Source organism: Endozoicomonas elysicola, from assembly GCF_000710775.1.
Taxonomy (GTDB): Bacteria; Pseudomonadota; Gammaproteobacteria; order Pseudomonadales; family Endozoicomonadaceae; genus Endozoicomonas; species Endozoicomonas elysicola.
Genome location: NZ_JOJP01000001.1, coordinates 1,496,151 through 1,522,585, shown reverse-complemented (window position 1 = coordinate 1,522,585; position 26,435 = coordinate 1,496,151). Strand labels below are relative to the sequence as shown.

Below are 26,435 nucleotides of genomic sequence, written 5' to 3'. Positions count from 1 at the left end.
TAGGTTCTGAAATCATTTCATGGGGATAATTATTGATGCCTGGCTCTCTCGTATCTGCAACACTAAGCAAAACAGAGCAACTCAGTACCAACACGCTGCAGCTGAGTTTTGAGTTAGATCGGGAATCAAGAGAGAGCTTCAATTTTATTGCCGGGCAATTTGTACAGTTACATATTGAAATAGACGGTACTCTTTATAAGCGAAGCTACAGCATTGCTAACGCTCCTGAAGACTTCAGAACAACCGGCCGATTAGAAGTTGCGCTCAGCTTTGTCAATGGGGGAGTTGCCTCTGAATTTTTCCAAAAAACCAAACCCGGAATCAAGATTGATATTGCAGGGCCCTTTGGAGCATTGACTCTTCCGGAAACGTTTCCCGGACAGCTGATTCTGGCTGGAACCGGTACGGGTATTGCGCCTTATCGAAGCATGATTCCACAATTGAAAACACTGACAGACAAAGGAGTCCCTATCACAGTACTAATGGGTTTCAGGCACCGTCAGGAAAGCATTTACACAGAGGACTTTGCCCCGCATTCAAACATAAAATACCGCACCTGTTTGAGCCGTGAGCCCAGTTTGCACCCAAAGCAGAATGAGTACGCTGGCCATGTGCAAGGGCAGTTTGACACCCTGAATCTGAACCCTGAGAAAGATATTGTTTACCTCTGTGGTAACCCCGGCATGATTGATGATTGCGTTGCTCTTCTCAGGGATATGGGATTTCCCCCTCGGCAAATCAAACGGGAGAAATATGTTTACTCCGGGCACTGATTCCGCTTCTCAGTACAGATGACGATCAGAGCCCAGAATAACCCTAGCCCCAGCCCCATCAACACATCGCCAAACCAGTGAACCTGGATAACCAACCGGGAAAAAGCTTCAATCATAACCAGGCCAAAAGCCACACTTGACCATAACCACTGAACCTGAAATGGGCGGCGTTCTCCTAACATGGCAGCAAACGAAAAAAGCACAAATGCGGTAGCCGTTGTATGCCCGGAAGGAAAGGCATAAGGATCAAGCCCGGACATCATCACAGGTCGGTCATTTTCTGCCAGCCACTTGATAAGCCAGACAGAGCAGGCCATTGATATCCCGCCACATAATAGACAGAGCAGACTACCAAATCTTTTAGAACGGTATAGCCAGAATAAGCCGCCAGCGAAAAGAATACTCAACACAGGAATGCTGCCAATTTGGGTCACCCAGTGCATCACATTTTGCAACCAGGGCAGTTGAACTGGCATCAACCACTCATAGACACGCTGATTAACACTTTCCAGAAAGCCAACGGTATTGGCAAGAATAAACAAGACCAAGAGGGCCAACGAAATCACAGGGTACCAGATAAACCAGGGTTTGAAGCGGCGATGCATACTAATCAGCAATGGAGGAAACATGATGGCAATACAGATGATGGCTAACAGCACAAGCAATAACTGATCGGGTACTTTGTCGTGCCACTGAAGTGCCGCTCCTGTCAGGTAACCAGGCAACAGGTAAACAGGAGACCACGCAATGGCAGAAAGAAAGTTAACAGTAAAAAAGTACTGGGGGAGCATGCCCATCATACCCGCCACAGCAGGAATAACTGGCCGGACAGGTCCAACAAAACGCCCGATGACAACACTTAAAGCACCATATTTCTGGAAGAACCCCTCACCACTTTCCAGCCATTGAGGATGCCTGTTAAATGGCCACCAGCTTCGAACCCGCTCATGGTAATAATACCCAAGTAAATAACTGACACCATCACCAACAATGGCACCCAGGAAAGCCCATAAAAGAATTGGATAAACAGGGATGGAAGCAGCCCCGGCAATAGCAGCCAATGCAAACAGCATGGCAACACCAGGCAGAACAATGCCCACAACAACCAGAGATTCCAGGCAGGCGACCATTGCAATAACAGGCCCAACCCAGTCGGTATTTTGCTGCAACCATAAATGAATGGCATCAAAGTAAGCGTTATCCATGACTTGCTACGCCCCGGAGGCCAAAGAATCATTAACCAATTTGTACAGTTGTACTATCAGTAGTTAGACTGAAACGTCATTCTAAATCTAAATAGAGTACCGGAAATAACCATGACACCGGAACGTTATCAGAAATTTTGTAAGGTGCTTGACCGAAGACAGCCCGATCTTACTGTTCTGACTGACCAGGTTCATAAAACCCATAATCTTTCGGCAATCATCAGAACCTGTGATGCCATTGGTATTCACGAACTTCATATGACCCAACCTAAAAGAGGCCACAGGCAATACCGAAGGCGATCCATGGGAAGCCACCGCTGGGTCGAAATACATGACCATAGCTCCATAGAAGATAGTGCATCTCATCTGCAAAACAGGGGCTTCAAACTGTTTGCCGCGCACTTCTCTGCCAAAAGCATTCCTTTTTATGAAATCGATTTCACTCAGCCCTGTGCCATCATTCTTGGCGCCGAAAAAGATGGCATCAGCCCGGAAGCTGCAGAACTGGCGGATGAGCATATGGTCATTCCCATGGTGGGACAGGTAGCGTCATTCAATGTTTCTGTCGCTGCTGCGATTATTCTGGTAGAAGCTCAGCGCCAGAGAGCTGTAACAGGTTTTTATGATAACCGTCGGCTCAATGATGATGTCTATCGAAAGACCCTGTTCCGCTGGGGTTATCCTGAGTTAACCCGATATTGTGATGAACGAAACCTGGATTACCCTGAAATTGACGACAGTGGGCAATTGGTTGATCCTTCACAATGGTATAGTCAGGTTTGTCAGCCAAATCCGTAAATTTAAGCAATACATTTTTTGTTATGGTTATAAACTGCTGTTAGCAGATATGCTCAAGGCACTCATTTTTCAAAAGAGCCATAATCAGCAGCCAAAACATCGGCATGCTATCAGGGAGTTACAGGATGAATGAAGTACTGGAAGAACTGATTAACTTACTAAAACTGGAGCCTATTGAGAATAATATATTCCGGGGACAGAGTCAGGATCTTGGCTGGGGACGGGTCTTCGGTGGTCAGGTATTGGGACAGGCTCTGTCAGCTGCTAGACAAACGGTAGAGCCTGCGCGTCATATTCATTCCTTCCATAGCTATTTCCTTCGTGAAGGCGATAGCAGCAAACCGATTGTTTATACCGTTGACTGCATCCGGGATGGCAGAAGCTTCAATACCCGTCGGGTAGTGGCTGTGCAAAATGGTCGTCCCATCTTCAACCTTTCCGCATCCTTTCAGGTAAACGAAAGTGGCTTTGAACATCAGGACCTTATGCCAAACGTAATACCTCCGAATGAAGCGCTGAGTGAAAAAGCCCTGATTCAAAGGCATAGTGACTTAATCCCCAAACCGTTGCAGAAGCGGCTGCTCAGCGATACCCCTATTGAAATTCGCTTTGCAGATCCTGTTGATCCTCTGGCGGAAAAGACCAGGGCTCCAAATCATAAGATATGGATAAGAACCAACGGAAAACTGCCCGATAATCCGGGGCTGCATAAATACCTGCTGGCCTACGCCTCCGATTTCCAGTTTCTATCATCATGCCTGTACCCCCATGGAGCAGCTAGCTTCCAGAAACCCATACAGATTGCCAGCCTGGACCATGCCATGTGGTTCCACCGCCCATTCAGAATGGATGAGTGGCTACTCCACTGTGTCGAAAGTACCACAGCCAGCGGTGCCAGAGCCCTGGTAAGAGGCCAGGTATTCAATCAGGCCGGAGAGCTGGTGGCATCGACAATACAGGAGGGGCTTGTGAGACCAATCAAGCCTCAGACCAAGGTCTAAAGGCACAATTGGCCAACCATTCATACACTTTTAAATGTTCGCTATTGAAACTTTACCACCAATCAGCCCCTGCCCTTGCTGACTGGTGGTTATTTTTTGTCTAAGTACTTGAATATTCGAAAGTCGTAATTAGTACGATAGTAAATCCTACCCATTGAAGGTTAAAATTCTTCTAAAAACCGTATTAGCCTGAAGCAGAATGTTCCGACCACAGGAAGCCCAATTATCTGATTGAGCAACAAGGAAAGTGGAAAAACTTCAGCTGTGGCAAAAACCATCATAAGGAAATACTGTGATACTCTTCTCCCTGTTTAAGCCTGCTGTACGCCACTTGAGGCAGTCTTTGCCCTATATTTTCATGATACTTTCTATGATTCCTGCATTGAGCCAGGCATCCAGCTCCGCAGTCATATTGCAATACCACCATGTCAGCGATAAAACCCCGAGAATAACCAGCGTCACCCCTGAGACATTCAAGAAGCATATGAACTATCTCGCTGAGAATAAGTTCAACGTGATTCCTCTGGTTGATGCGGTTGAGGCACTTCGCAGCAAACAGGCATTACCGGAAAAAACAGTTACCATTACGTTTGACGATGCGTACTTGAGCATTTACACCAATGCATTTCCGGTGCTCAAGGAGTATGGCTTTCCATTTACCATTTTTGTGACGCCAACGCCTGTGGATAAAAACTATCAGAAATTCCTCAGTTGGGAGCAATTACGGGAAATGGCCCAAGGTGGGGCTACCCTTGCCAACCACACAATGAGCCATGACCATAGTGTGGAAAGGCTATCTGGGGAAACCGAAGAACAATGGCTTTCCCGATTCAGACAGGATCTAGAGGTGACGGAAACTAGAATTCAGGAGAAAACCGGCCAGAGTGTCAAAATGTTTGCCTGGACTTTCGGAGAAACCACTCCGGAACTCAGAGCAGCACTGGATGATATGGGTTATGTCGGTTTTGGGCAGCAGTCCGGTGCCGCTGGTGAATATTCTGACTTCACCCGTCTACCACGTTTTCCCATGGCTGGTATTTATGGTGTGAACGATTTTGGCATCAAAGTAAAAAGCCGGGCGCTGCCTGTGACAACCCAAAGTCCTGATTCTTCTCTGATCTCTCAGGACAACCTTAAACCAGAGCTGGAGCTGACACTGGCAAAAGGTGATTACCAGAAAAAACAGCTCAAGTGCTACGCTTCTGGCCAGGGTGAATTGAAGATAACCTGGCTCGACGAAGAGATGACACACCTGAAAACACAGGCTAATAAACCTTTGCCGGTAGGCCGAACTCGCTACAATTGTACCGCGCCATCCAATAGCGGCAGACACTACTACTGGTATTCCCATGCATGGCTTAGGCTAACAGATGAAGGCAAAGCGCTGGATTAAAACAGCGAAATGACTGCTAACATTTACTAGCACATTTAAAGCGGTCTGTGGACTTCAACATCACATATCCACAGGCCGCTTTAAGCCATTACTGATCCCTTCAATTAAAATGAAGCTGACAGCCTGATGAACATAGCTTTTAATATCAGAATAATAGCCCTAGCTACTCTCTTTTTGTTAGCGGGGTGTAATGATCAACAGTCTGCCCTTCAAACTCAAGCGCCACCCAAACACCTTGAAGCAGCAAAGGCAAAGGCCATGCAACTCTGCGCAGGCTGTCACGGCCCACAAGGTATTGGCACTGCGCCATTCAACCCTAACCTTGCCTGCCAGAAAAAAGAATATATGGTTAAACAACTGCAATACTACCGCAATGGATCGAGAACCACTCATCAGCCCATGAGTAATATTGCCAGACTATTAACAGAAGAAGAGGTAGCGAGTGTTAGCGAATGGTATTCAATTACTGGCTGCCTGTAACTGCCTCATCAACAAGTAAAGTAAAGCCAAGACTAATACCATTAAATATCAATGCATTAGATATTTAAGATTATTTTCCTCTATCGGATTGAACCTTTTTTTATAAATTTGGTTCAAAGTACTAATTACAAATAAATCCAATATCAGGAAATTAAGCATGACCACGCCAGCTGCAGTTAATCCCCCCCCAAGTAGCACATTCGAAACACAAAGCCCCTCTCCAAAGAGTGGTGGCTCCTCATCGATTTGGGGGAGAATAGTCAGCATTTCATCCAAGATTTTTAGTTTTTTTAAAAATATCTGGAATGAGCATAGTCCAAAATTCATCCCGCTCGCGGAGAGAGCTGTAAAGGCCATTGGTATAGGTGTTGTGGTAGGTTTGTTTACCAGCATACTCACAGGAAGCCCATTAATTACACTCGCCATGGGTGCAGCTGGTGGGGCAGGTTATATTGTTGGAAGTATATTAAGCGAGAGAAATTCCAAGGCCAAGAGCCTTTAGAATATTACAGTTATTAATACTGTTTACAATTTTATCAGGGGCATCAGCCCCGTTTTTATTTTCTTCCCCTTGAATCCCCCCCCACAACAACTAGTTTTATATAAGTAAGCGTCTTTTATCCAATACAGGCATGGAGCCCTCTCATGGAAGAGCAAAACATCAAAAAACTGGCACTTATCATATCTGCCAACTGCATTCGTCAATCAACCATTGAAGAGTGTCAGAAAAAGGGACAGATAAACGATCAACAATTGAACCAGATCAATAAGGAAATGTCTGATCGAATCTTTACCTTTCTAACCTATCTGCTTCAAAAACCCGCTGATGAATATACCGTCATGATGGAAGCGATGGCCAAGCACTACCCAGAGAACTGGGAACAGCCTGAGCTGAGCCAGCTTATTCTCCAGCAACAGGCTCAGACTGCGGCACCTGCATCAACGCAGCACTAAGCTCTTTTAAAAAATGGTCCGTAGTCAATTATAAAAAGTAGCTATGCTTGTCCCTGTGTAATCAGGGACAAAAACAATGCCCGGCAACCTTAGTCGATTCAATTACAAATGGTTTCTGGTAGGGACACTGATGTATTTATCCATGTTTTCCCATGCCGATGCAGTTGATCAAGATCCAAGCTATGAAGCGCTCCCCATCATGCTGGATTCGCTGCTCAATGAGCTGAATATTCCCCATGACGCCACTCTGGAATCAATGATCAGTGCCAGTCAAGTCTGGCGAAGAAAACCAGGACAAGAACGATGGGAATTACCGGAACTGGGTATCTCGAAAAGTAAAGAACACAAAGTTTTTGAGTTGCTGGAAAAGCTCAGGCTAACATCCCCTGCAGAACCCTTAAGTAAACAATATGATTACGCACTGCTTCTGGGTGCTACGGCCCCGGGTATAAAGCGAAGGCTGGATTATCTGGCTTACTGGTGGAATCAGGGGGTTCGATTCAAGCGATTGATCTATCTTGTTGGCCAGCGCCCTCTCAACCCCGGGATTGATTATCTTGAAATATTGATTAGTAAAACCGATAAACCAGGCAACAAGAAACTGGACCCATATCCATTCACCGAAACAGAAGCAGCAAAAATGCTGCATCAGCTAGCGCCCATACCAGAAGCCATGCGAGCCCTGCCGGTTGAGTTTATTGATACCCCAAGAAACTGGAGAAATGGACTCTGGCACAGGCCAAATACCCGTGACACCCTCAAGTACTGGGCAAAAGAAAACCCTTCACCGGGGACTGTTCTTGTTATCTCAGATCAGCCCCATGGGATTTATCAGAAAGAAGTGGTACGACAAGAGCTGTCAGGAAGCTTTTCGGTTGATCTCGCGGCTGGTCCGGCAGACTCAACAGTAACACTGCCTATTTACCTGGATGCGCTTGCCCTTTGGCTTCACAACCTTAAGCCTTTTATCCCAAATGAGTTAATAACGACACCATTAAAGACTATGGCTTCCCCAGGACGGCATTAGTTCCTGAGCAATACCCAGTTGGTCGAGGATTCGGGCAACGATAAAATCAACCATATCATCCACAGTTTCTGGCCTGTTATAAAAACCCGGAGATGCTGGAAGCATCACACAGCCCATTCGGCTCAACTTCAGCATGTTTTCCAGATGTATTTCAGAATACGGTGCTTCCCTGGGTACAATGATCAGCTTCCGCCGTTCCTTTAATACAACCGTGGCTGCCCGCTGAGTCAGATTGTTACTCAGGCCACAGGCAATGGCTGATAAGGTTCCTGTGCTACAGGGACAGATCACCATTGAACTGGGAGCCCCACTGCCTGAAGCAACGGGAGACATCCAGTCATCTTCACCAAACACTCGAATTTGTTTGTGCGCGGCCCTATAACGATCAGTCAGGTATTGCTCAATGGCCTCAGCAGTATCACCGAGTTCAATATCCATTTCTGTTGCCAAAACAACTTTTGCTGCCCTGGAAACCAGAAAAAATATCTGCCGATCTGCTGCCACCAGACATTCAAGTAGCCTAAGCCCATACTGAGCACCAGATGCACCAGTGATGGCCAACGTTACTCGCTCAGGATTTGATGAGTTCATGCTTTACTTCCAACCTTATTTTGCTTTAAGCCAAGGCTATCAAGCCCCAGTCTTTTTAAACTTCTCTTTCAAACCACTGACTATACGGCCATGAATTCCCTCAAAGCCTCCATTACTCATCACAAGAAGATGGTCACCCGATGCAGCAGTATCAACCAGGTAACGAACAATGGCTTCAGTCGAAGCAATGACAGATGCCTTTACTGGACTATTCGCCACCAGCTCCGCGAGTGGCCAGTCAAGCCCCTGAGGTTTAAACCAGATAACTTCTGATGCCTGATCGGTTGAGGCGACCAGAGTTTCCTGATGGACTCCCATTTTCATGGTGTTTGACCTTGGCTCAATAATCACCCGAATATTTGCGTTTTCTCCCAACTTGGATCGCTGTCCAGCCAGAGTGGTGGCTATAGCCGTTGGGTGATGAGCAAAGTCATCATAAATCCGAACACCTCCTACCTCCTCAATCAGCTCCATCCGTCGCTTTACTCCCTGAAAGACTGAAAGCGCTTCACAGGCTACTTCGGGTAGAACACCAACATGGTGAGCCGCAGCAATGGAGGCCAGAGCATTGGCAACATTGTGATCACCTTCCTGCTGCCAGTTTACTGTACCGGCCACACGGTCTTTATATAAGACCTGAAAGTGGCTACCGTCCTCACTGACAGGTTCAACTTGCCAGACGCTTTCATTCCCTCCCAGACCTTCCTGCTCCGACCAGCACCCCATGGCAATAACATCATCTATTACAGGGGTATCAGACGGAAAGAGTATTCGGCCACTACCAGGAATGGTTCTCACCAAATGGTGAAACTGTCGTTGAATAGCAGCCAGATCATCAAAAATATCGGCGTGATCAAACTCTAGATTATTGATAATCAACGTGCGGGGATGGTAGTGAACAAACTTGGAGCGCTTATCAAAAAACGCAGTATCGTACTCATCTGCTTCAATAACAAAAAAAGAGGTACTGCCAAGCCTTGCTGAAATACCAAAATCCTTAGGAATACCACCGATCAGAAAACCAGGAGACATTCCTGCATATTCCAATATCCATGCGAGCATACTACTGGTACTGGTTTTACCGTGGGTACCGGAAGCTGCCAATACCCATCGCCCCGGGGCTATATGACGGGAAAAAAACTCCGGGCCAGACACGTAAGGTAGCCCCTTCTCAAGCAGATACTCTACTGCGGGATTCCCCCGTTTCATGGCATTACCAATAATGACAAGATCGGGAGCCGGACAGAGAGCGTCGGAGTCATACCCCTGAAACAGAGAGATACCCTGTTTTTCCAGTTGGGTGCTCATCGGTGGGTATACATTTTCATCAGAACCGGATACATGAAACCCAAGCTCTCTGGCAAGAATGGCCAGGCTCCCCATAAAGGTTCCACAAATTCCCAGAATGTGTATGTGCATCCCAAATTTCTCCAAAAAAGGCATTCCAGATTGAAGGGGAGGCGGAATTTAATAGGAAAATGTCCAAAAGCCCCTGATACCAGAATTTTGACATTGTTTTTGCCCTATGCGCAAAAGGACGTTGACATCAGAGGGCCATCAGATCATAAAAGCCCTGTGTTCATAAAAAACTAACCCGGCAAAGGCTACCAATAAGCTCGTGATCGGGTATCATCTGCACCAATTTAAAACACAAAATAACACAGAGTGACACTCGGAATTTAACCGATGACAAAGAAACACGCTTTTTACGCACAGTCTGGTGGTGTTACCGCTGTCATCAATGCCAGCGCGTGCGCGGTTATTGAAACAGCTCGTCGTTACCCGGATAAAATCGGCAAAGTCTATGCGGGTCACAATGGCATCCTCGGCGCTTTACGTGAGGAGCTGATTGATACCTCCTATGAATCCGATGAAACCATCGGTGCTTTATTAAGGACCCCAGGAGGCGCCTTTGGTTCCTGCCGTTATAAACTGAAATCCTTCGAAGAGAGCGAAGCTGAATATCGCCGGCTGATTGAAGTCTTTCAGGCTCATAACATCGGCTACTTTTTCTATAATGGCGGTAATGACTCCATGGATACTGCCTGGAAGGTATCCCAGTTAAGTGAAAAAATGGGGTACCCAATTACCTGTATTGGTGTTCCCAAAACCATCGATAACGATCTGGCAGTTACCGATAACTGCCCAGGCTTTGGTTCTGCTGCCAAATACCTTGCAGTATCAATCAAAGAAGCCAGCCACGATATTGCTTCCATGTGTGACACCTCTACCAAGGTATTTGTGATGGAAGTAATGGGAAGGCACGCAGGCTGGCTTGCAGCAGCAACAGGACTTGCGGCCCGTCAGGACGGTGACCCCCCTCATATTATTATTTTTCCAGAACTGCCTTTGGATCGACAGAAATTCCTGAACAAAGTTGACGAGACAGTAAATAACGAAGGCTATTGTGTCATCGTCGCTTCAGAAGGCGCCAAATACGACGATGGTAGCTTCATTTCTGCATCCACTACTGTTATTGACTCTTTTGGCCATCAGCAACTGGGTGGTGTAGCACCAGCCTTGTGCAATATGATCAAACAGGAGCTGGGTTATAAATACCACTATGCAGTTCCAGACTACCTGCAACGCTCAGCGCGCCATATTGCCTCACGGGTTGATGTAGAACAGGCATATGCAGTGGGTAAGGCGGCTGTAGAACTGGCGGTAACAGGTCATAATGCGGTGATGCCTGCAATCATCCGGGAATCAGATCTTCCTTACCGATGGGCGATCAAAGAGGTGCCGTTAGCAAAAGTCGCTAACTTTGAACGAAAAATGCCTCTGGATTTTATCAGTGAGGATGGCTTCAACATTACCCCCACATGCAGGGGTTACCTGGAGCCACTGATTGAAGGGGAAGAGTATCCGGCATATCTAAACGGCTTACCCCGTTTCGCTCGCCTGAGAAAAGTATTCGTTGAAAAACAATTGAATACTCCTTTTGAAATATAGGGCCTGTTGACGTTTCGTTGCGAGCTCAGTGACTCAGAAAAGCGTCATATGCGCGAAAGACTTGCGCCGCGCGTAGTTATTCTACGTCAAGCATGTCTGACAAAGCAGATGGCGCTTTTCTGAGCCACCCTTCGGGCGTATCAGGGCGCCCCTATGTCTTCGTTACGGCATTTTGAAAGGCAACCAGCCTTCCTGCAATGCCGCGCCTCGTCATAGGAGCGCCCTGATACGCTGAGCACGCAACGAAACCTCAACAGCCCCAAATAATTAAAGGTCGGAATAAAATCGAAAATCATTCCGACCTTCTTTCTTAGCGGCATACATTGCCTCATCTGCTGCCTTTATCAGGCCATCAGCATCCACTCCATTGTCTGGATAAAACGCAATCCCTATACTGGTCCCCACTTTTTTTGAAGCATCCCCCAGCTCATGAGGCTTTTCAAGCGTATGAAGGATCTTGTCTGCGACTGTGCGTGCATCTTCTGAACTCTTCACATCATCCAGGACAACAGCAAACTCATCCCCACCCAGCCTTGCAATCAGGTCCACCTTACGAATACAACCTTCTAAACGATTAGCCACACTGGAAAGCAGTTGATCTCCAGCATCATGCCCCAGCTGGTCATTGATCTCCTTAAAATGATCCAGATCCAGAAACATGACGGCCGTATTTTTATGGTAACGATCACTGCGATCCATTGAGGACTGAAGAAACTCCCTGAACAGAGTTCGGTTAGCCAAACCAGTTAGGCTGTCGTACTTAGCCATTCTCAATAGCTGGTCTTCCATTTGCTTTCGCTCAGTTATATCCTGAAAAACAAACACCGCACCCTGCACTGAGTTTCGACTATTTACAATGGCTGCAATATTAAACTCTGCAGGGAATTTACCCTGACTCACGTTGATTAGTTCAGTGGACTGCTTAAGAGTCCCACCTTTTTCAAAACACTCATGATAAATACCCGACGCCCGCCACTGATCCATGACTGTTTCACCAGAAGCATTATCAAAAAGGAATTGACTAATATGTGTATCAAGAAAAACGCCTTCCGCTCCTCCTAATAATTCACAGGCATAGGGATTGATAAAGGTTATCTTTCCTTCTTTGTCCAATCCAACGATGCCTTCTCCAGCACAGTCCAGCAGCAGTTTATTTTTTCTACTGATCCAACGAAGTTCCTTGGTTACATCCTCAAGCGCCAGCCGCTGCTCTTCCAGCTGTAAAAATACCTTCACTTTACCTAAAAGAATTTCTGGAACAATTGGCTTAGGCAAATAATCTACAGCACCAGACTGATAGCCTTTGGCAACGTAGTTATGATCTTTATTAATTGCAGTCACAAAAATGATGGGGATATTGGCAGTTTGCTTGTTGCTGTGCAGTAGTGTGGCCGTTTCGAAACCATCCATACCAGGCATTTGAACATCCAGAAGGATAACAGCAAAGTGATGGGCCAAAACTTCAGACAGCGCCTTCTCACCAGAGTCCACCTTGTGGACTTCTGCACCCAACGGCTTTAATAACTTATCCATAGCCAGCAGGTTTTCCGGCCGGTCATCCACAACCAGAATTTTGACTTTGCTATTTGTCTCCATACCAGACAATCCCTGTCTCATCCCTGAAAGGCAATCGCCCAACAATCTGGCAGTATTGACCTTTGTAAATTCGAGGTATCAGACACCACCAATCTGATCCAGAAAAGCCGGGATTTCCTCTAACGTCATCAGGTAATCCACACACCCTGTATCCAGTGATGCCTTGGGCATAACCCCCATTTCAGCATTTCTAGGACATTGGGCAACCGTGGTTCCCCCAAAATCCTTTACTGTTCGAATACCATCGGCACCATCTCGATTAGCACCAGTCAAAACAACTGCAACAAGCTCCTGCCCATAAACTCTGGCGGCTGACTGAAACAGCACATCAATAGAGGGTCGAGAGTGAGCAACGGGGGCTTCAAGGTTCAGGCTGATAACCCCCTGCTCCTCAACCAGCATATGGTAGCCAGCCGGTGCAAGATAAATGGTACCCGGCTGTATTCGATGTTTGTCTTTCGCTACCTTGACTGGAAGTGTACTCTGCCGGGCAAGTACCCTGAGCATGCTTCGGTCATCATTCAACCCTACATGCTTGGTGACCAGAATGGGCAATGAGAAGTCCTCTCCCAGTTCGCTGAAAAGAAAACCCAGAGCATTTATTCCCCCTGCAGATGCTCCCAGCACAACAGCCTTGGGCATATTCTCAACTGAAACCCAGCTCACGAACCAACCTTCCTGTAGATTCGAAGCGTATTACTGACATCGTCAAGGTGGTTTCTGATCTGGCTGAACTTCAGGTTCTCTCTTCGTCCGATGCAGAGAAACCCTCTCGGACATAAACTGTCGTTAATCAGAGTTAACGCCCTGTCCTGCAATTGCTCGTTAAAATAAATAAGCACATTGCGACACATCACCAGATTCATTTCACCAAAAACACCGTCAGTAACAAGATTGTGATTGGCAAATGTGACTCGTTCAGCCAATCGGCTGTTGATCTTGATGGAGTCGTAAAGGCTGACCCAATAATTACTCAGCTCAGACTTCCCTCCCGAAAGACTGTAGTTTTTTTTATAAAGCTCAATATCTTCCGCCGGATAGATACCCTTTTTTGCTAATTTAAGGGCATCATCATTGAAGTCCGTAGCGTATATCTGGCAGCGATCCAGAAGCCCCTCTTCTTCCAGAAGGATCGCCATGGAATACACTTCCTGCCCCGAAGCACACCCCGCATGCCATATCTTGATAAACGGGTATGTTTTGAGAACTGGAATGACCTCCTCTCTCAAAGCTTTAAACACGTCTGGATCCCTAAACATTTCAGTTACAACGACAGAGAGACTTTTCACAAACCGGTAAAACGCACGGTTATCATGTAGAAATAGTGGAATTAGCTCACTGACATGATGAATACCTGATTGATCCATGTACTTTCTTACACGACGAATCATCGATGCCTTGGCATAGTCATGAAAGTCATAGCTGTAACGCGTCTTGACAGCCTCCAGGAGTAAGTCAAGTTCCAGCTGTTCCAGATCAGCTACTGAGCAATTCTCAATCATCGAAGCAGCCACACCTTCAGCATTGCTGTCAACTTGTCCATATCCAGCGGTTTGGTCATGTAATCATTGGTTCCCGCTTCAAGACATTTTGCCTTATCTCCTGCCATGGCCTTAGCCGTCAAGGCAATAATCGGGAGGTCTTTATACTCATTCATTTGCCGGATAGCGGCTGTTGCCTCATAGCCATCCATGATGGGCATCATAATATCCATTAACACAAGCTCTATGCCGTCTTCTTCCTCAAGCTTGTTGATGGCATTCTTCCCATTATCAGCGAGTACAACCTCCAGCCCCATTCCCTGCAGGGCTTTAGAGAGGGCAAATGTATTTCTCAAGTCATCATCTACCAGCAGAATCTTATGTCCATCAAGGCTTTTCTCTGCACTGGTTACAGGTTCATCGGGTGTATCATCCACCTGATCCTTATTCACGGTATGCAGAAATAGACTGACTTCATCGGTGATTCTTTCAAGAGCCTTGTCTCCCTTCATCACCATGGCATTCGTAAACTCCTGCAACTGGGAATGCTCTTTCTTATCAACAGGGTGGGCGGTGTGAATAACCACTGAAGGCATGTCAGCGCCCAGCCTACCTTTGATTCTTTCCAAAAACTCCAGACCTCCGATATCTCCCAGATCCAGGTCCATAATCAAACAGTGCCAATGATGGGCGGCAAGCTCCTTCTCAGCTTCAACAGCAGAATTGGCATACCCTACATGAAGCCCTTTTTGCTCCAACATACTTCCTACTGATGACCTCTGCTCTTCATCTAGATCGAGAATCAATACATCATGGATATCCTGACTAATGGCCTGCTCAAGTGTAGAAAACGCTTTATCAATTTCTGTAACACTCACGGGCTTTCTCAAGTAACCAACAGCACCAAGGCTGGAAACCGAGCCTGGATCCCGTCCCGAAACAATGTGAACGGGTATATGCCTAGTCATATCATTGTCTTTTAGCTGGGCAAGTACCTCCTGACCATCCATATCCGGTAAGCCTAAATCCAAGATGATGGCAGAGGGTTGATGCTTTCTGGCCAGAGCAATGCCCTGCTGCCCCGTTGGAGCATGCAGGCAACCAAAGTGATGCTTACCCGCTAATTGAGTGAGAATGGCAACAAAGTGAGGGTCATCTTCAATAGCCAGCAACTGATAATCAAATACTTCCATCGCCTCAGGTTCAGCGACCTCATCCGCAGGCTCACTGTTGCGTTCAGGCTTCTGAACGGTAATTTCAGGTCCAGCGCTACCCAAGGCATGGTCGAACACATCTGACACATAGTTATCCGCCAGAACTTTCTCCGGCCCCAGAGAGCAAACTGGATTACTTGGCAAAAACAGAGTGAACGTTGTTCCTTCCCCTTCTTTACTTTCGAGTTCAATAAAACCACCCAGTAGCTCGGCCATCTCCCTGGATATCGCCAGACCAAGGCCCGTTCCTCCGTACTTTCGACTGGTCGACCCATCTGCCTGCTGGAATGATTCAAAAATAGATGCCTGCTTCTCTTTGGGAATCCCAATGCCACTGTCTTTTACGGCAAAGCCGACCCATGTATCTTCCGAAAAGCGGCCAGAACGAGTTTGATTAAATATTTTTACCTGAACAGTCCCCTCCTCAGTAAACTTGAATGCATTAGACAGGAAGTTCTTAATAATCTGCATGAAGCGCTGGCTATCTGTGAAAACAGACTTGCTCGTACCACTTTCTATGTTGACCAGGAATTGAAGCCCCCGGCTTTCAGCCAGAGGGTTAAACATGGTTTCGATACTGCCTTTAATCTCTTTCAAAGTTGTGTCATCAAGGTTTACGGACATCTTGCCTGCTTCAACCTTGGACAGGTCGAGAATGTCGTTGATCAGCTCCAGTAACTCTTTACCACCGTTGTAGATAACCTGGGCAGACTCCACCTGATCTTCTGTCAGGTTACCTTCGTCGTTCTCTGCGAGCATCTGTGAAAGAAGCAAGAGAGAATTCAAAGGCGTGCGCAGCTCATGGGACATGTTGGCCAGAAACTCGGACTTATATTTACTGGCTCTGGCAAGCTCCTCCGCCTTTTCCGTTACCTTTTTACTGGATAACTCAATATCTTTATTCTTTCTCTCTATCTCTTCTTTCTGGAGCATCAGCTGCTCGCTGAGTTCTTCCAGCTCTGCATTGGATTTCTGAAGTTCCTCACTTTGGGCTTTAAGCTCTTCCTCAGACTCTTCCAGAATACCGGCACGCTTTTCCAGCTCTTCATTCACCGAACGTAATTCTTCTTTTTGCTCCTTTAATGCCTCTGATTGCTGGGTAGTGGTATCAAGAAGCTGATTTACCCGAGTTCGGTACTGAGCAGAGTTAATCGCAATGGCAATACTTTCAACAGAATGCTCGAGGAACAGATTTTGCTCATCCGTCATTGGACCCAGGCGTGCAAACTCAAATACTCCTTTAAGCTCATTTTCATAGCAAAGAGGAACAATGATGAGATGGGCCGGCCTGGCCAAGCCAAGTCCGGACTCAATGTCAATATAACCCTCAGGTACATTAGTTATCTCTATCGGTTCTCTTTCCAGTGCTGCCTGACCAATCAACCCTTCACCAATTTCAAAACAATTTGCATGCTGATTGCGCTTACGCCAGGCGTAGGTTCCCATCAGCTGCAGCTGATTTTTATCATCTTTCACAAACATCGCGCCGGAATGCATATCCAGATAGCGGGCAATATAAGTCACGATGTGATGGCACAGCTCAGCCATGGCCTGCTCACCACGTACACTGTTATGCAATCCCGCCATGCCTTCCTGAAGCCAGTTTTTTCGCGTATTTTCAGTACTGACGGTACGCAACCTATCGGTCATCTGGGCAAAACTGCGACTGAGTTCACTAATCTCATTATTTCCGTTCAGAACTGTTCCTTCGGCATAGTCACCCGCTGCGACCCGATTGACCCACCTGGTAATCAGACGTATGGGTTTCACCAGCTGTCGAGTAACAAACAGAGCAATCACGACGACCAAAGCAAAAGTGATAGCGATAAGAACAAAAAGGCGTTTTCGAAAATCCTGGACGGATGCAAAAGCATGCCGATGCGTTACCTCTGAAAGCATGACCATAGGCGTTCCAGCGATATTTATTGGCAGATAAATCCCCAGAACTTCTTCACCATGAATGTAGCTTCGAATATGGCTTAAACTTGCTTTGGCAGCCCGGTTCAATACGTTCTGATCATCCAGACTTAGGGAGTCAAGATCCTCTGACATTGAATCCAGGTCATGATCATGCGCTCCAGCAGGCTCATGAGCATGGCCATTATCTGAAGAGAATTCTCCGAAATGGGTGTCATCTTCCTCGTAACTTCCGTCGTCCTCGAGATGGCTTAGCCACAAATTAATAAGCGGATTATCATCCTCAAATTTAAACTGTTTCTGATTCTCAATCTGAGTACCAAAGCGAATATTACGATCCTTACCCACCAGAAATGAGGAAAGCCCAGCTACATTCGACTCACCTTTATCAAACATAACCTGAATATTCTTAGGGTGTATCTGAACCGCAATAAAACCAACCGTTTTCTGAAGGGAGTCAGCAAGCGGCAATATCAAAAAAACAACCTTCTCATTGCCTACCGGTGGGTAAGCAGCCAGATCTGCATACTTTGGCTGCTGGTCATAAAGGCTGGCTTTGACCGCCTTAGAAAAAAGAGTACCGGAGAACTCTGGAGAAAACAGATTTTTTCCTAAATCACTGTATTCATTTACGGTGTATAGGATATTTCCTTCCACATCGCCCAGAATTACATCGGAGTAATCATAAAATCGAAGAAAATCTACATACTCCATGGAGTATTGTTCGTAAATAGCTCCGTATTCCCTTGAATTAATAAATTCAGAAACTGGCTGTTTTTTAAATGCAGGTGCTTTCACAAGTTCAGAAATGAAAGCTTCAGAAGGTGCTGCCATAATGAATAGATTGGTTAACACTGTATCAAAATATTCATTAACACGTTGTGTCAACTGGAAATTGACGGATGAAAGCTGATCATAGCGATCTTTCACAATTCCCTCTTTGCCCGTCTGGTACTCATTCAATCCAACAATAACAACAGGACCAATGGATAGAACGATAAACCAGAGAAAAAGCGTGAGCGCCAGGCCACCCGTCTTTCGCTGACTGTTTTCACTGGGTGACTCTGAACTCATGGTCTAACCTCTGTGCTTTACCAAAGGATGGAAATTGGAGTTTTGCCATCTCTTATTCATCGTTGATATGCACAAAAAAATTAGGGTTCAATTTATTAGAACCAAAGATAAATCCAGTGTTGAGGATGGCAGTTCGCAACAAGCGATACAATCAAGATGAGGTAGCAAGTGGGTATACTTAAGATGTGCAAGATGATCATGGTGGCTCTGGTAGCCAGCTACATTACCATGGTTTTTTTCAACAACGTTACGGATTACTCAACCAACCTGGGCTATATCCAACATGTAATGACGATGGATGCATTGCCTCAGGATTCCCCCCATCATTGGCGATCCATCCAGACTCCACTGCTCCACCACATCGCCTATCTTTTTATTATCATTTTACAGCTACTCTCATCTGCACTTTGCTGGAAAGGCTTTCTACAATTTATTCGTCACACCGATAGAGAAAGCGTTATATCTGCCAGGCAAACATCCAATTTGGGCCTGGTATTGGCCTTTGGAATTTGGTTTGGAGGTTTCTTCGTTATTGGGGGAGAATGGTTTCTGGCATGGCAAACTCCATGGGGAGCACTGGCCAGTGCCAGCCGAGTTCTGGTTGCCGTTGGTCTAACACTAGTGTTTATTAACTTACCGGATCACTACTGAACCAGAATTCCAAGAGTAACCAGCGCCCCTGCTAAAACACTCAGCGAGCTGGCTAACATCAACACTTCCATTGTGGTCAGCTTATCGTATTCAGGCTTCATACTGCATTTCCTGTACTGCTACTTCGGCTATAGAAAAAGTATAGTACTGGGAGCATCTCTTATTTATCAGAGCAGCTATGCCATTTAATCATTGATTTTAAATGAATAAATTAAAATCAACGGCACTTTTAATTACTATTAAAGATTTAAATCTGTATTTTAATTTCGAAATACAAATAAGACTAAAGATTCACCCAGCTAATTTGTGATAAATACGCGGCCAGAAAATGTTCTATGAAAGCCGCGTAAGGCATGATTTGATTACCCGCCATGGTAATCAAAGAAAAATACAGTATTCACCCTCCCAGATAAGCTTCTTGAACAGATTCATTCACTAACAAAGCCTGTCCGGTGTCATGGAGAACAATCTTTCCATTTTCAAGTACATAGCCTCGATCAGCAAGTTTCAGCGCCTGATTGGCATTTTGCTCCACTAGAAAGATTGTCATCCCTTCATCTCTCAGCTTGGCAATAATGTCAAAAATCTGTTGAATGACGATAGGAGCCAACCCCAATGAGGGTTCATCTAGCAGTAGTAACCTGGGTTTACTCATCAAAGCTCGTGCTATAGCCAGCATCTGCTGCTCACCACCAGACATAGTTCCTGCTCGCTGATGCAAACGTTCCTCAAGCCTTGGAAAAAGCTCAAGAACGTGGTTATAAATCTGCCGATAATCCTGTTCATCAGTGAAAAAGCCCCCCATACTCAGGTTCTCTTCGACTGTCAGCCGGGAGAAAACACGCCGACCTTCAGGTACCAGAGCGATACCGGAGCGCATGATATCCGCAGTATCTTCATGGGTGATATCCTGACCATCATAGAAAATCTGACCGCTGCTCGCTCTTGGGTCGCCGCATAACGTCATCAACAATGAAGTTTTTCCGGCACCATTAGCGCCAATCAACGTAACAATCTCACCCTGCTGAATCTCTACACTTACTGAATCCAGTGCCTGAACCTGCCCATAATAAGTAGAAACATTCTCAAGACTTAGCAGTGGCTTATCATTATTCATATTACTGCATTCCTGTTTATTCTTTTGGGTGTCGGTAAATTTTCCAGATACCACCACGAAATAGCACCTCTTTTTCCAGCACTGCTCCTAACCGTTCTGCTAATTTGAGAGAAGGCTGGTTATCAGAGTGAATAAAGCTGATCAGAGATATCTCTGGCAGATACGCTCGCCCAATAGATTGAACCTTTCTGGCTGCTTCAGAAGCAAAGCCCTGCCCCCAATATTCCGAAGCCAAGGCCCACTTTACTTCCGGAGCAGGCCAGTCATTGGGATACCAGAAACCAACAGGTCCCAGAATCTGACCTGTGCTTTTCTCCAGCACCGCATAAGGACCATAACCTCGAACCTGCCAATGGCCAATCATACTGCACATGATTCGCCACGTTTCCCCCTCGGTAAAGGCTTTTCCAACGGTATAACGAGTCGCCTCAGCATCAGAATAATATTTATGAAGACCAAGCCAGTCTTCTTCCTGAAATTGACGAAGAAATAACCTTTCTGTTTCTAACTCCAGTGGAACCCTGTACTTCATAAAAAACAGCCCCGGATTGGCGGCTTATTCAGGACTCCCCCAAATAAGCCTTGATTACTTCAGGGTGATTACGCACTTCTTCCGGAGTACCGGAAGCCAGTGGCCTTCCCTGGTTAATAACATAGATCCGATCCGAGATTTCCATCACCAGTTTCATATCATGTTCAATCAGCAGTACTGAAACACCATGATTTTTTCTCAGGTCTGAAATCAAATCATCCAGCTCACGGGTTTCATTAGGGTTCAGGCCTGCTGCTGGCTCATCCAGCATCAGTAGCTGAGGGTCTGTCACCATGCAGCGGGCAATTTCAAGCCGACGCTGCTGACCATAAGCGAGATTCCCTGCTTCACGGTTAGCGAACTCGGTCAGACCAACCATATCAAGCCAGTAGGCCGCTTTGTCCATTGCCTGAGCTTCACTTTTCTGAAACGCAGGGGTTTTAAAAAGTCCCGCCAGCAAACCTGTATTCAAATGCCGGTGCTGGGCTACCAGCAGGTTTTCAAGAACCGTCATGGCTTTGAACAGGCGAACATTCTGAAAGGTTCGAACGACGCCCAGACGGGCAATCTTAAAACCAGGTAGCTTTTCTACCGCCTGTCCCTTAAAAACAATCTTCCCACCGGTTGGCTGATAAAAACCGGTCAAACAGTTAAACACCGTCGTTTTCCCGGCGCCATTCGGGCCAATCATGGAGACAATTTCCCCTTTACGCACCTTAAGTGCCATCTGGTCAACAGCCAGTAGACCACCAAAGCGCATACTGAGATCCGATGCTTCCAGCAAACACTGATTCATCTTGTAACTCCTGATCCAGATTAAACGCTTTCAGCCGCTGGCTGAGTTTTCATGGTGACATCATCTTGATCAGCCTGACGATCCCTGAGTGTCAAATGAGGACGCTTCATCGGCATAAGCCCTTCAGGTCGCCATATCATCATTAACACCATCATCAGACCAAACATGAGCATTCGATACTCCTGAAACTCCCGAGCAAACTCAGGCAGTACAGTCATAATAATGGCAGCAAGAATAACCCCCATCTGAGACCCCATTCCTCCGAGCACGACAATTGCCAGAATGATGGCTGACTCAATGAAGGTAAACGATTCAGGACTTATGAATCCCTGGCGGGCCGCAAAAAATGTACCGGCAAAGCCCGCAAAAGCAGCACCAATAGTAAACGCAGATAACTTGATGGCGGTCGGGTTCAAACCAAGGGATCGGCAGGCAATATCATCTTCCCGAAGTGCTTCCCAGGCGCGTCCAATCGGCATTCTGAGTAGCCGGTTAATGATATAGAGCGTTACCAGCACCAACAGCAACGCCAGAATATAAAGGAAAATGACTTTATACCCGCTGCTGTAATCAATACCGAAGAATTCGTGGAACGGTATATTGCCCTCTTCCTTTGCCCGACGAGTAAATTCCAGACCAAACAGCGTTGGCTTTGGAATCTGGCTGATACCATTGGGCCCACCAGTGATTGAAGTCCAGTTATTCAACAGAATGCGAATAATTTCCCCAAACCCCAGGGTAACAATCGCTAAGTAATCCCCCCGAAGTCTTAACACAGGGAAGCCAAGAATAAAGCCAAAAAAAGCAGCCATGATGCCGCCAATAAGAAGACAGCTCCAAAAATCGAGACCAAAATACTGGTTCAACAGCGCATAGCTATAGGCTCCAACGGCATAAAAACCTACGTAACCCAGGTCCAATAAACCGGCGAGACCGACAACCACATTCAAACCCAGTCCGAGCATGACATAAATAAGTGCCAGCGTTGCCAGATCAACAGCACCACGGGAAACAAAAAAAGGCCAGATCATCAGCCCTGCCACCATAAAGCAAGCCAACATTCGCTTCAGAGGCTTATGGTCTTCCAGCGATGGCAGGCTCACTTTTGGCAAAGGGTTGTGTTTTTTCAACCCATGCCAGAGAGAGGTAATAGAATCTCTGAATAGCTGGACCAGAAACACCAGAACAGCACCTGCCAGAATCAGGTTCCAGCGCTCACTCGCCGCAAAGTGAACAACCAGTTCAGTATTTTCTGTCGATAACTGAACGCCCATCATTAATACGGCAAGTAGTAATAATGCTCCGGCAGCCATAAAGGCTGGAAACCACCGAAAACCAGAAGAGAATCGATTATTATTCATACTTTTTCTACCTCCGGCTTACCCAGAATACCTGAAGGGCGAAATAGTAGAATCAGTACCAGTAGGCTAAAAGCGACAACATCCTTATATTCAGTACTGAAATAACCCGCCGTAAACGCTTCAGTTACACCAAGAATCAAGCCCCCCAATACGGCTCCGGGAATACTGCCAATTCCTCCAAGAACCGCTGCTGTAAAGGCTTTCAAGCCAGCAAGAAAGCCAATATATGGATTAATAACACCGTAATAAAGACCCAATAAAACCCCTGCAACGGCCGCCAGTGCAGCACCGATAACAAAGGTTAAAGAGATGACCTGATTGGTGTTAATACCCAGAAGGCGAGTCATGCCCAGATCTTCGGCACAGGCTCGGCAGGCACGCCCCATTCTGGACTTGGAAATAAACAGTGTCAGAAGGGTCATGGTGACAAAAGTGATAATAAATATCACGACCTGCATATACGACAAAGTAACATTGAATTCATCCACCGGCCCAAAGGTCCATCCTCCGGAAATCAAACTGGGCATAGCGATATCTCTCGAGCCCTGGGCAATACGGACATAATTCTGAAGAAAAATCGACATACCAATTGCAGAGATCAGGGCAATCAGTCGGTTACTGTTTCTTAACGGTCGATAAGCAACTCGTTCAACGGCAAACCCATAAGTACTGGTAATGATGATACTGATGACAAACGCTGCAGTTAACATCAGGGCAACACTGTCAATTCCCATCAGGGCAAGACCAGCCAGCACGGCAAAAGCAACATAGCTGCCGATCATGTAGATCTCGCCATGCGCAAAATTGATCATTCCAATGATGCCGTACACCATTGTGTAGCCAATGGCGATGAGGGCGTAAGTACTCCCAACCGTAAGGCCGTTCAGCAATTGCTGGATAAAATAATAGGCTGACTCAGGCATGATCGAATCCATAAAAAAGGCCTGCACGTTGCAATAACGCTCTTGGCGTTCTGCGCTCCCTGCAGGCCTTCTACTGCTTTATTATTCTTAAACCTGCGTCAGGTAGTGGTTCTACAACACAGGTTTTTCCATTATTTGTACTCCACCCAATCCTGGTGGAGCATTCTTCCAATCACTTGGTCAAGGCAGTTTTATTACCATCAGCATGCCATTCGTACACAACGAAGCTGAAGTCCTTCAGATCACCTTTGTTATCAAAACCCAGCTCTCCAGTTGGAGTCTTGAAGTTATTGGAACGTAAAGTATTGGCTACTTTTTCAGGGTCTTCACTGGACGCCAGCTTCATACCATCTGCCATAACCTGAACAGCAGAATAAGCCGGGAATACGAATGGGCCGGAAGGGTCTTCACTCTTGGCCTGAAACGCTTCAACTAACCTTGCATTTGCTGGATCCTGATCAAAGCTCTTGGGCAGGGTTACCAGCAGGCCTTCTGATGCTTTGCCAGCAATGGCTGAAATGTCTTTATTACCAACGCCTTCTGGTCCCATAAACTTAACATCAAGGCCTTTTTCAGCACTTTGCCGCAGGATCAAACCCAGCTCAGGGTGGTAGCCGCCGTAGTAAACAAAGTCGACATCTTCTTTCTTAAGCTTGGCAATCAGCGCCGAGAAGTCTTTATCACCAGCCGTCACACCTTCATACAGGGCAACTTTAATGCCGGCTTTCTGTACCTCATCACGCACACTGGAAGCCAAACCTTCGCCATATTGTTGTTTATCATGAATCACAGCCATGTTCTTTGGCTTGACAGTATTAATAATGTATTTCGCTGCGGTAGGTCCCTGCATGCTATCAAGACCGATGGTTCTGAAAATCAGCTGGTAACCTCGAGTAGTAATATCAGGGCTGGTTGAGGCGGCAGTGATCATCAGCACACCTTCGTCTTCATAAATATCAGAAGCTGGCTGGGTTGAGGAAGAACAGAGGTGACCAACAACAAAACGAATATCGTCGTTCACAATTTTGTTAGCAACCGCTACAGCTTGCTTCGGGTCACAGGCGTCATCATAAACAACTGCTTCCAGCTCTTTGCCATTAACACCACCGGCCTTATTAATCTGCTCAATCGCCATTTTGGCGCCAACAAACTGCATATCACCGTATTGGGCAACAGGTCCTGTTACCGGGCCAGCCAGCGCAATTTTGATGGTATCGGCTGCGGAAGCTACCGATGCACTGCCGAGAGCCACTGCGGCAGTTAAGACAGCCATTTTTTTATTAAATGATTTCAGCATGTCAGTCACTCTTTATTGTTGTTTTTCAATCCTGAGTTCACAGAACGTTCGCCTGGAAGGAGAAGTCCTCCCCCGAAACTCAAGCCTGAGCCACAGATTCAGCTCAACGGTGGTCGCCAAGCATTTTTATTATTAGCAATGGCTATATTAAGGATTTTTTCTATTCATTCCAGCCAAATATTACGCTTTTTTTACGAAAACAGCGCAATACACCTACCAAAGTCTAAAGGCTACGCATTGTCTGGAGGGCTAACGTTAGTCTGTTAGAGGGATAAAAATCAGGCTGGGTAATACGTGTGAGGCCATTATGAAAAGGGAACATGATAAAGAAAACCCGCTCACACTATCGGAACTGATCTTTCTTATAGCGCCTTTAGGTCTGGTTCTGGTAGCTCTGCATTTCCTGCTTGGACATGCCTTATAATTAGACTTATGAAGACAAAAAGCTGGGTAAACCCAGCTTTTTTTCGGGCTCGATTATCACTTGGCTGTCAGTGTTTTTACGCCATCTTTTGTGCCCAGCAGCAACACATCAGCAGGACGATTTGCAAATAGACCATTGGTCACCACACCAACAATACTATTAATCTTCTGCTCCAGTTCCACCGGGTTCATTATCTTCATATTCCAGACATCCAGAATCATGTTGCCATTGTCAGTCACAACACCTTCACGATAAGCAGGATCACCACCCAGTTTGACCAACTCGCGACCGACATAACTGCGAGCCATGGGTATCACTTCTACTGGCAGAGGAAACTCTCCCAGTACACCAACAGCCTTGCTTTCATCAGCTATACAGATAAATTCCTGAGCAACCGCTGCAATAATCTTTTCCCGTGTTAATGCTGCACCACCACCTTTAATCAGATGCAGATGCTCATTGGTTTCATCAGCACCATCAATATAAAAGCGAAGCTCAGATACCGTGTTCAGGTCATAGACAGGAATCCCGTGGCTCTTCAATTGCTCCGTAGAAGCCTCTGAGCTTGATACGCAACCATCAAAGTCGTCTTTGTATTCAGCCAGTGCATCAATAAAAAAGCGCGCAGTAGAGCCAGTACCAATGCCAATTACCATATCTTTTTCAAGATGGGGCAGGATGTATTGCAGTGCGGCTTCGGCAGTGGCCTTCTTAAGCTGATCCTGGTTCATGGGTATACCTGTTAATACTGAGCGGTTAATTACGAGGCTATTGAGTTGAGAGCCACTTAATTCAGAGACGGGCCGTCGGGCTGAAAACGCGCAATATACTACACCATTTTCAGCCAAATTGGATGAGTGCCATCCTGAGGCTTATTC

The 26,435-nt window shown here is 46.2% G+C and carries 24 protein-coding genes; 9 read left to right on the top strand and 15 right to left on the bottom strand.

Annotated features, from left to right (window positions below; genetic code table 11):
* Window positions 1–35: 35 nt before the first annotated feature.
* Complete coding sequence (locus GV64_RS06435) at window positions 36–773, top strand: FAD-binding oxidoreductase (protein ID WP_020580939.1); 738 nt, start codon at window positions 36–38, stop codon at window positions 771–773.
* Here the strand turns inward: GV64_RS06435 and GV64_RS06430 are convergent.
* Window positions 758–1,978 (bottom strand): bifunctional DedA family/phosphatase PAP2 family protein, encoded by a 1,221-nt coding sequence (locus GV64_RS06430; protein ID WP_020580940.1) that lies wholly within the window; start codon window positions 1,976–1,978, stop codon window positions 758–760. The genes GV64_RS06435 and GV64_RS06430 overlap by 16 nt on opposite strands.
* Window positions 1,979–2,089: 111 nt before the next feature.
* On the opposite strand from GV64_RS06430, the gene trmH reads away from it, so the two are divergent.
* From trmH to GV64_RS06410, 4 genes are all read left to right on the top strand, one after another.
* Window positions 2,090–2,776, top strand: coding sequence for a tRNA (guanosine(18)-2'-O)-methyltransferase TrmH (gene trmH, locus GV64_RS06425; RefSeq protein ID WP_020580941.1), 687 nt, complete (start codon window positions 2,090–2,092; stop codon window positions 2,774–2,776).
* Between the two features lie 125 nt (window positions 2,777–2,901).
* Window positions 2,902–3,777, top strand: a complete 876-nt coding sequence (gene tesB, locus GV64_RS06420; RefSeq protein WP_020580942.1) for an acyl-CoA thioesterase II — start codon at window positions 2,902–2,904, stop codon at window positions 3,775–3,777.
* A 370-nt stretch (window positions 3,778–4,147) separates the two neighbouring features.
* On the top strand, window positions 4,148–5,170 hold the full coding sequence (locus GV64_RS06415; protein ID WP_157236899.1) for a polysaccharide deacetylase family protein: 1,023 nt from the start codon (window positions 4,148–4,150) through the stop codon (window positions 5,168–5,170).
* A 126-nt stretch (window positions 5,171–5,296) separates the two neighbouring features.
* Entirely contained in the window at window positions 5,297–5,650 is a 354-nt protein-coding gene (locus GV64_RS06410; RefSeq protein WP_020580944.1) for a c-type cytochrome, read from the top strand.
* A gap of 48 nt (window positions 5,651–5,698) precedes the next feature.
* On the opposite strand, the gene GV64_RS06405 is transcribed toward GV64_RS06410, so the two are convergent.
* On the bottom strand, window positions 5,699–6,076 hold the full coding sequence (locus GV64_RS06405; RefSeq protein WP_020580945.1) for a hypothetical protein: 378 nt from the start codon (window positions 6,074–6,076) through the stop codon (window positions 5,699–5,701).
* Between the two features lie 219 nt (window positions 6,077–6,295).
* On the opposite strand from GV64_RS06405, the gene GV64_RS06400 reads away from it, so the two are divergent.
* The gene (locus GV64_RS06400) at window positions 6,296–6,604 is read left to right on the top strand and encodes a hypothetical protein (protein WP_020580946.1); all 309 of its coding nucleotides are present in this window, start codon (window positions 6,296–6,298) and stop codon (window positions 6,602–6,604) included.
* A gap of 76 nt (window positions 6,605–6,680) precedes the next feature.
* Window positions 6,681–7,631, top strand: a complete 951-nt coding sequence (locus GV64_RS06395; protein WP_020580947.1) for a hypothetical protein — start codon at window positions 6,681–6,683, stop codon at window positions 7,629–7,631.
* Here GV64_RS06395 and GV64_RS06390 read toward each other — a convergent pair.
* Together GV64_RS06390 and mpl are read right to left on the bottom strand one after the other, a co-directional pair.
* Window positions 7,599–8,222 (bottom strand): flavin prenyltransferase UbiX, encoded by a 624-nt coding sequence (locus GV64_RS06390; protein WP_020580948.1) that lies wholly within the window; start codon window positions 8,220–8,222, stop codon window positions 7,599–7,601. The genes GV64_RS06395 and GV64_RS06390 overlap by 33 nt on opposite strands.
* Before the next feature lie 39 nt (window positions 8,223–8,261).
* A complete protein-coding gene (mpl, locus tag GV64_RS06385; protein ID WP_026258031.1) occupies window positions 8,262–9,641 on the bottom strand; it encodes a UDP-N-acetylmuramate:L-alanyl-gamma-D-glutamyl-meso-diaminopimelate ligase in 1,380 nt (459 codons plus the stop codon).
* 267 nt (window positions 9,642–9,908) lie between these two features.
* Between mpl and GV64_RS06380 the strand changes: the two genes are divergently transcribed.
* A complete protein-coding gene (locus tag GV64_RS06380) occupies window positions 9,909–11,174 on the top strand; it encodes a 6-phosphofructokinase (protein WP_020580950.1) in 1,266 nt (421 codons plus the stop codon).
* 267 nt (window positions 11,175–11,441) lie between these two features.
* Here the strand turns inward: GV64_RS06380 and GV64_RS06375 are convergent, their stop codons facing one another.
* The 4 genes from GV64_RS06375 to GV64_RS06360 all read right to left on the bottom strand — a co-directional run bounded on the left by GV64_RS06375 (window position 11,442) and on the right by GV64_RS06360 (window position 18,456).
* Complete coding sequence (locus GV64_RS06375; protein ID WP_020580951.1) at window positions 11,442–12,770, bottom strand: GGDEF domain-containing response regulator; 1,329 nt, start codon at window positions 12,768–12,770, stop codon at window positions 11,442–11,444.
* A gap of 78 nt (window positions 12,771–12,848) precedes the next feature.
* On the bottom strand, window positions 12,849–13,436 hold the full coding sequence (locus tag GV64_RS06370) for a chemotaxis protein CheB (RefSeq protein ID WP_020580952.1): 588 nt from the start codon (window positions 13,434–13,436) through the stop codon (window positions 12,849–12,851).
* The gene (locus GV64_RS06365; protein WP_020580953.1) at window positions 13,433–14,272 is read right to left on the bottom strand and encodes a CheR family methyltransferase; all 840 of its coding nucleotides are present in this window, start codon (window positions 14,270–14,272) and stop codon (window positions 13,433–13,435) included. The genes GV64_RS06370 and GV64_RS06365 overlap by 4 nt, the downstream gene beginning before the upstream one ends.
* A complete protein-coding gene (locus tag GV64_RS06360) occupies window positions 14,269–18,456 on the bottom strand; it encodes a response regulator (protein ID WP_020580954.1) in 4,188 nt (1,395 codons plus the stop codon). The genes GV64_RS06365 and GV64_RS06360 overlap by 4 nt, the downstream gene beginning before the upstream one ends.
* A gap of 168 nt (window positions 18,457–18,624) precedes the next feature.
* Between GV64_RS06360 and GV64_RS06355 the strand changes: the two genes are divergently transcribed.
* Entirely contained in the window at window positions 18,625–19,107 is a 483-nt protein-coding gene (locus tag GV64_RS06355) for a DUF2165 family protein (RefSeq protein ID WP_026258032.1), read from the top strand.
* A gap of 397 nt (window positions 19,108–19,504) precedes the next feature.
* On the opposite strand, the gene GV64_RS06350 is transcribed toward GV64_RS06355, so the two are convergent.
* The 7 genes from GV64_RS06350 to rpiA all read right to left on the bottom strand — a co-directional run bounded on the left by GV64_RS06350 (window position 19,505) and on the right by rpiA (window position 26,288).
* Window positions 19,505–20,224, bottom strand: coding sequence for an ABC transporter ATP-binding protein (locus GV64_RS06350; RefSeq protein ID WP_020580957.1), 720 nt, complete (start codon window positions 20,222–20,224; stop codon window positions 19,505–19,507).
* A gap of 16 nt (window positions 20,225–20,240) precedes the next feature.
* Window positions 20,241–20,756, bottom strand: a complete 516-nt coding sequence (locus GV64_RS06345; RefSeq protein ID WP_020580958.1) for a GNAT family N-acetyltransferase — start codon at window positions 20,754–20,756, stop codon at window positions 20,241–20,243.
* A gap of 28 nt (window positions 20,757–20,784) precedes the next feature.
* Entirely contained in the window at window positions 20,785–21,516 is a 732-nt protein-coding gene (gene livG, locus GV64_RS06340; protein WP_456236245.1) for a high-affinity branched-chain amino acid ABC transporter ATP-binding protein LivG, read from the bottom strand.
* Window positions 21,517–21,572: 56 nt separating this feature from the next.
* Window positions 21,573–22,913 carry a high-affinity branched-chain amino acid ABC transporter permease LivM gene (locus GV64_RS06335; protein ID WP_020580960.1) on the bottom strand — a complete coding sequence of 447 codons (1,341 nt, stop codon included), beginning with the start codon at window positions 22,911–22,913 and terminating at the stop codon, window positions 21,573–21,575.
* On the bottom strand, window positions 22,910–23,836 hold the full coding sequence (livH, locus tag GV64_RS06330) for a high-affinity branched-chain amino acid ABC transporter permease LivH (protein WP_026258034.1): 927 nt from the start codon (window positions 23,834–23,836) through the stop codon (window positions 22,910–22,912). The genes GV64_RS06335 and livH overlap by 4 nt, the downstream gene beginning before the upstream one ends.
* A 172-nt stretch (window positions 23,837–24,008) precedes the next feature.
* The gene (locus tag GV64_RS06325) at window positions 24,009–25,133 is read right to left on the bottom strand and encodes a branched-chain amino acid ABC transporter substrate-binding protein (RefSeq protein WP_020580962.1); all 1,125 of its coding nucleotides are present in this window, start codon (window positions 25,131–25,133) and stop codon (window positions 24,009–24,011) included.
* Window positions 25,134–25,613: 480 nt separating this feature from the next.
* Window positions 25,614–26,288 carry a ribose-5-phosphate isomerase RpiA gene (rpiA, locus tag GV64_RS06320; protein ID WP_020580964.1) on the bottom strand — a complete coding sequence of 225 codons (675 nt, stop codon included), beginning with the start codon at window positions 26,286–26,288 and terminating at the stop codon, window positions 25,614–25,616.
* Window positions 26,289–26,435 lie beyond the last annotated feature (147 nt).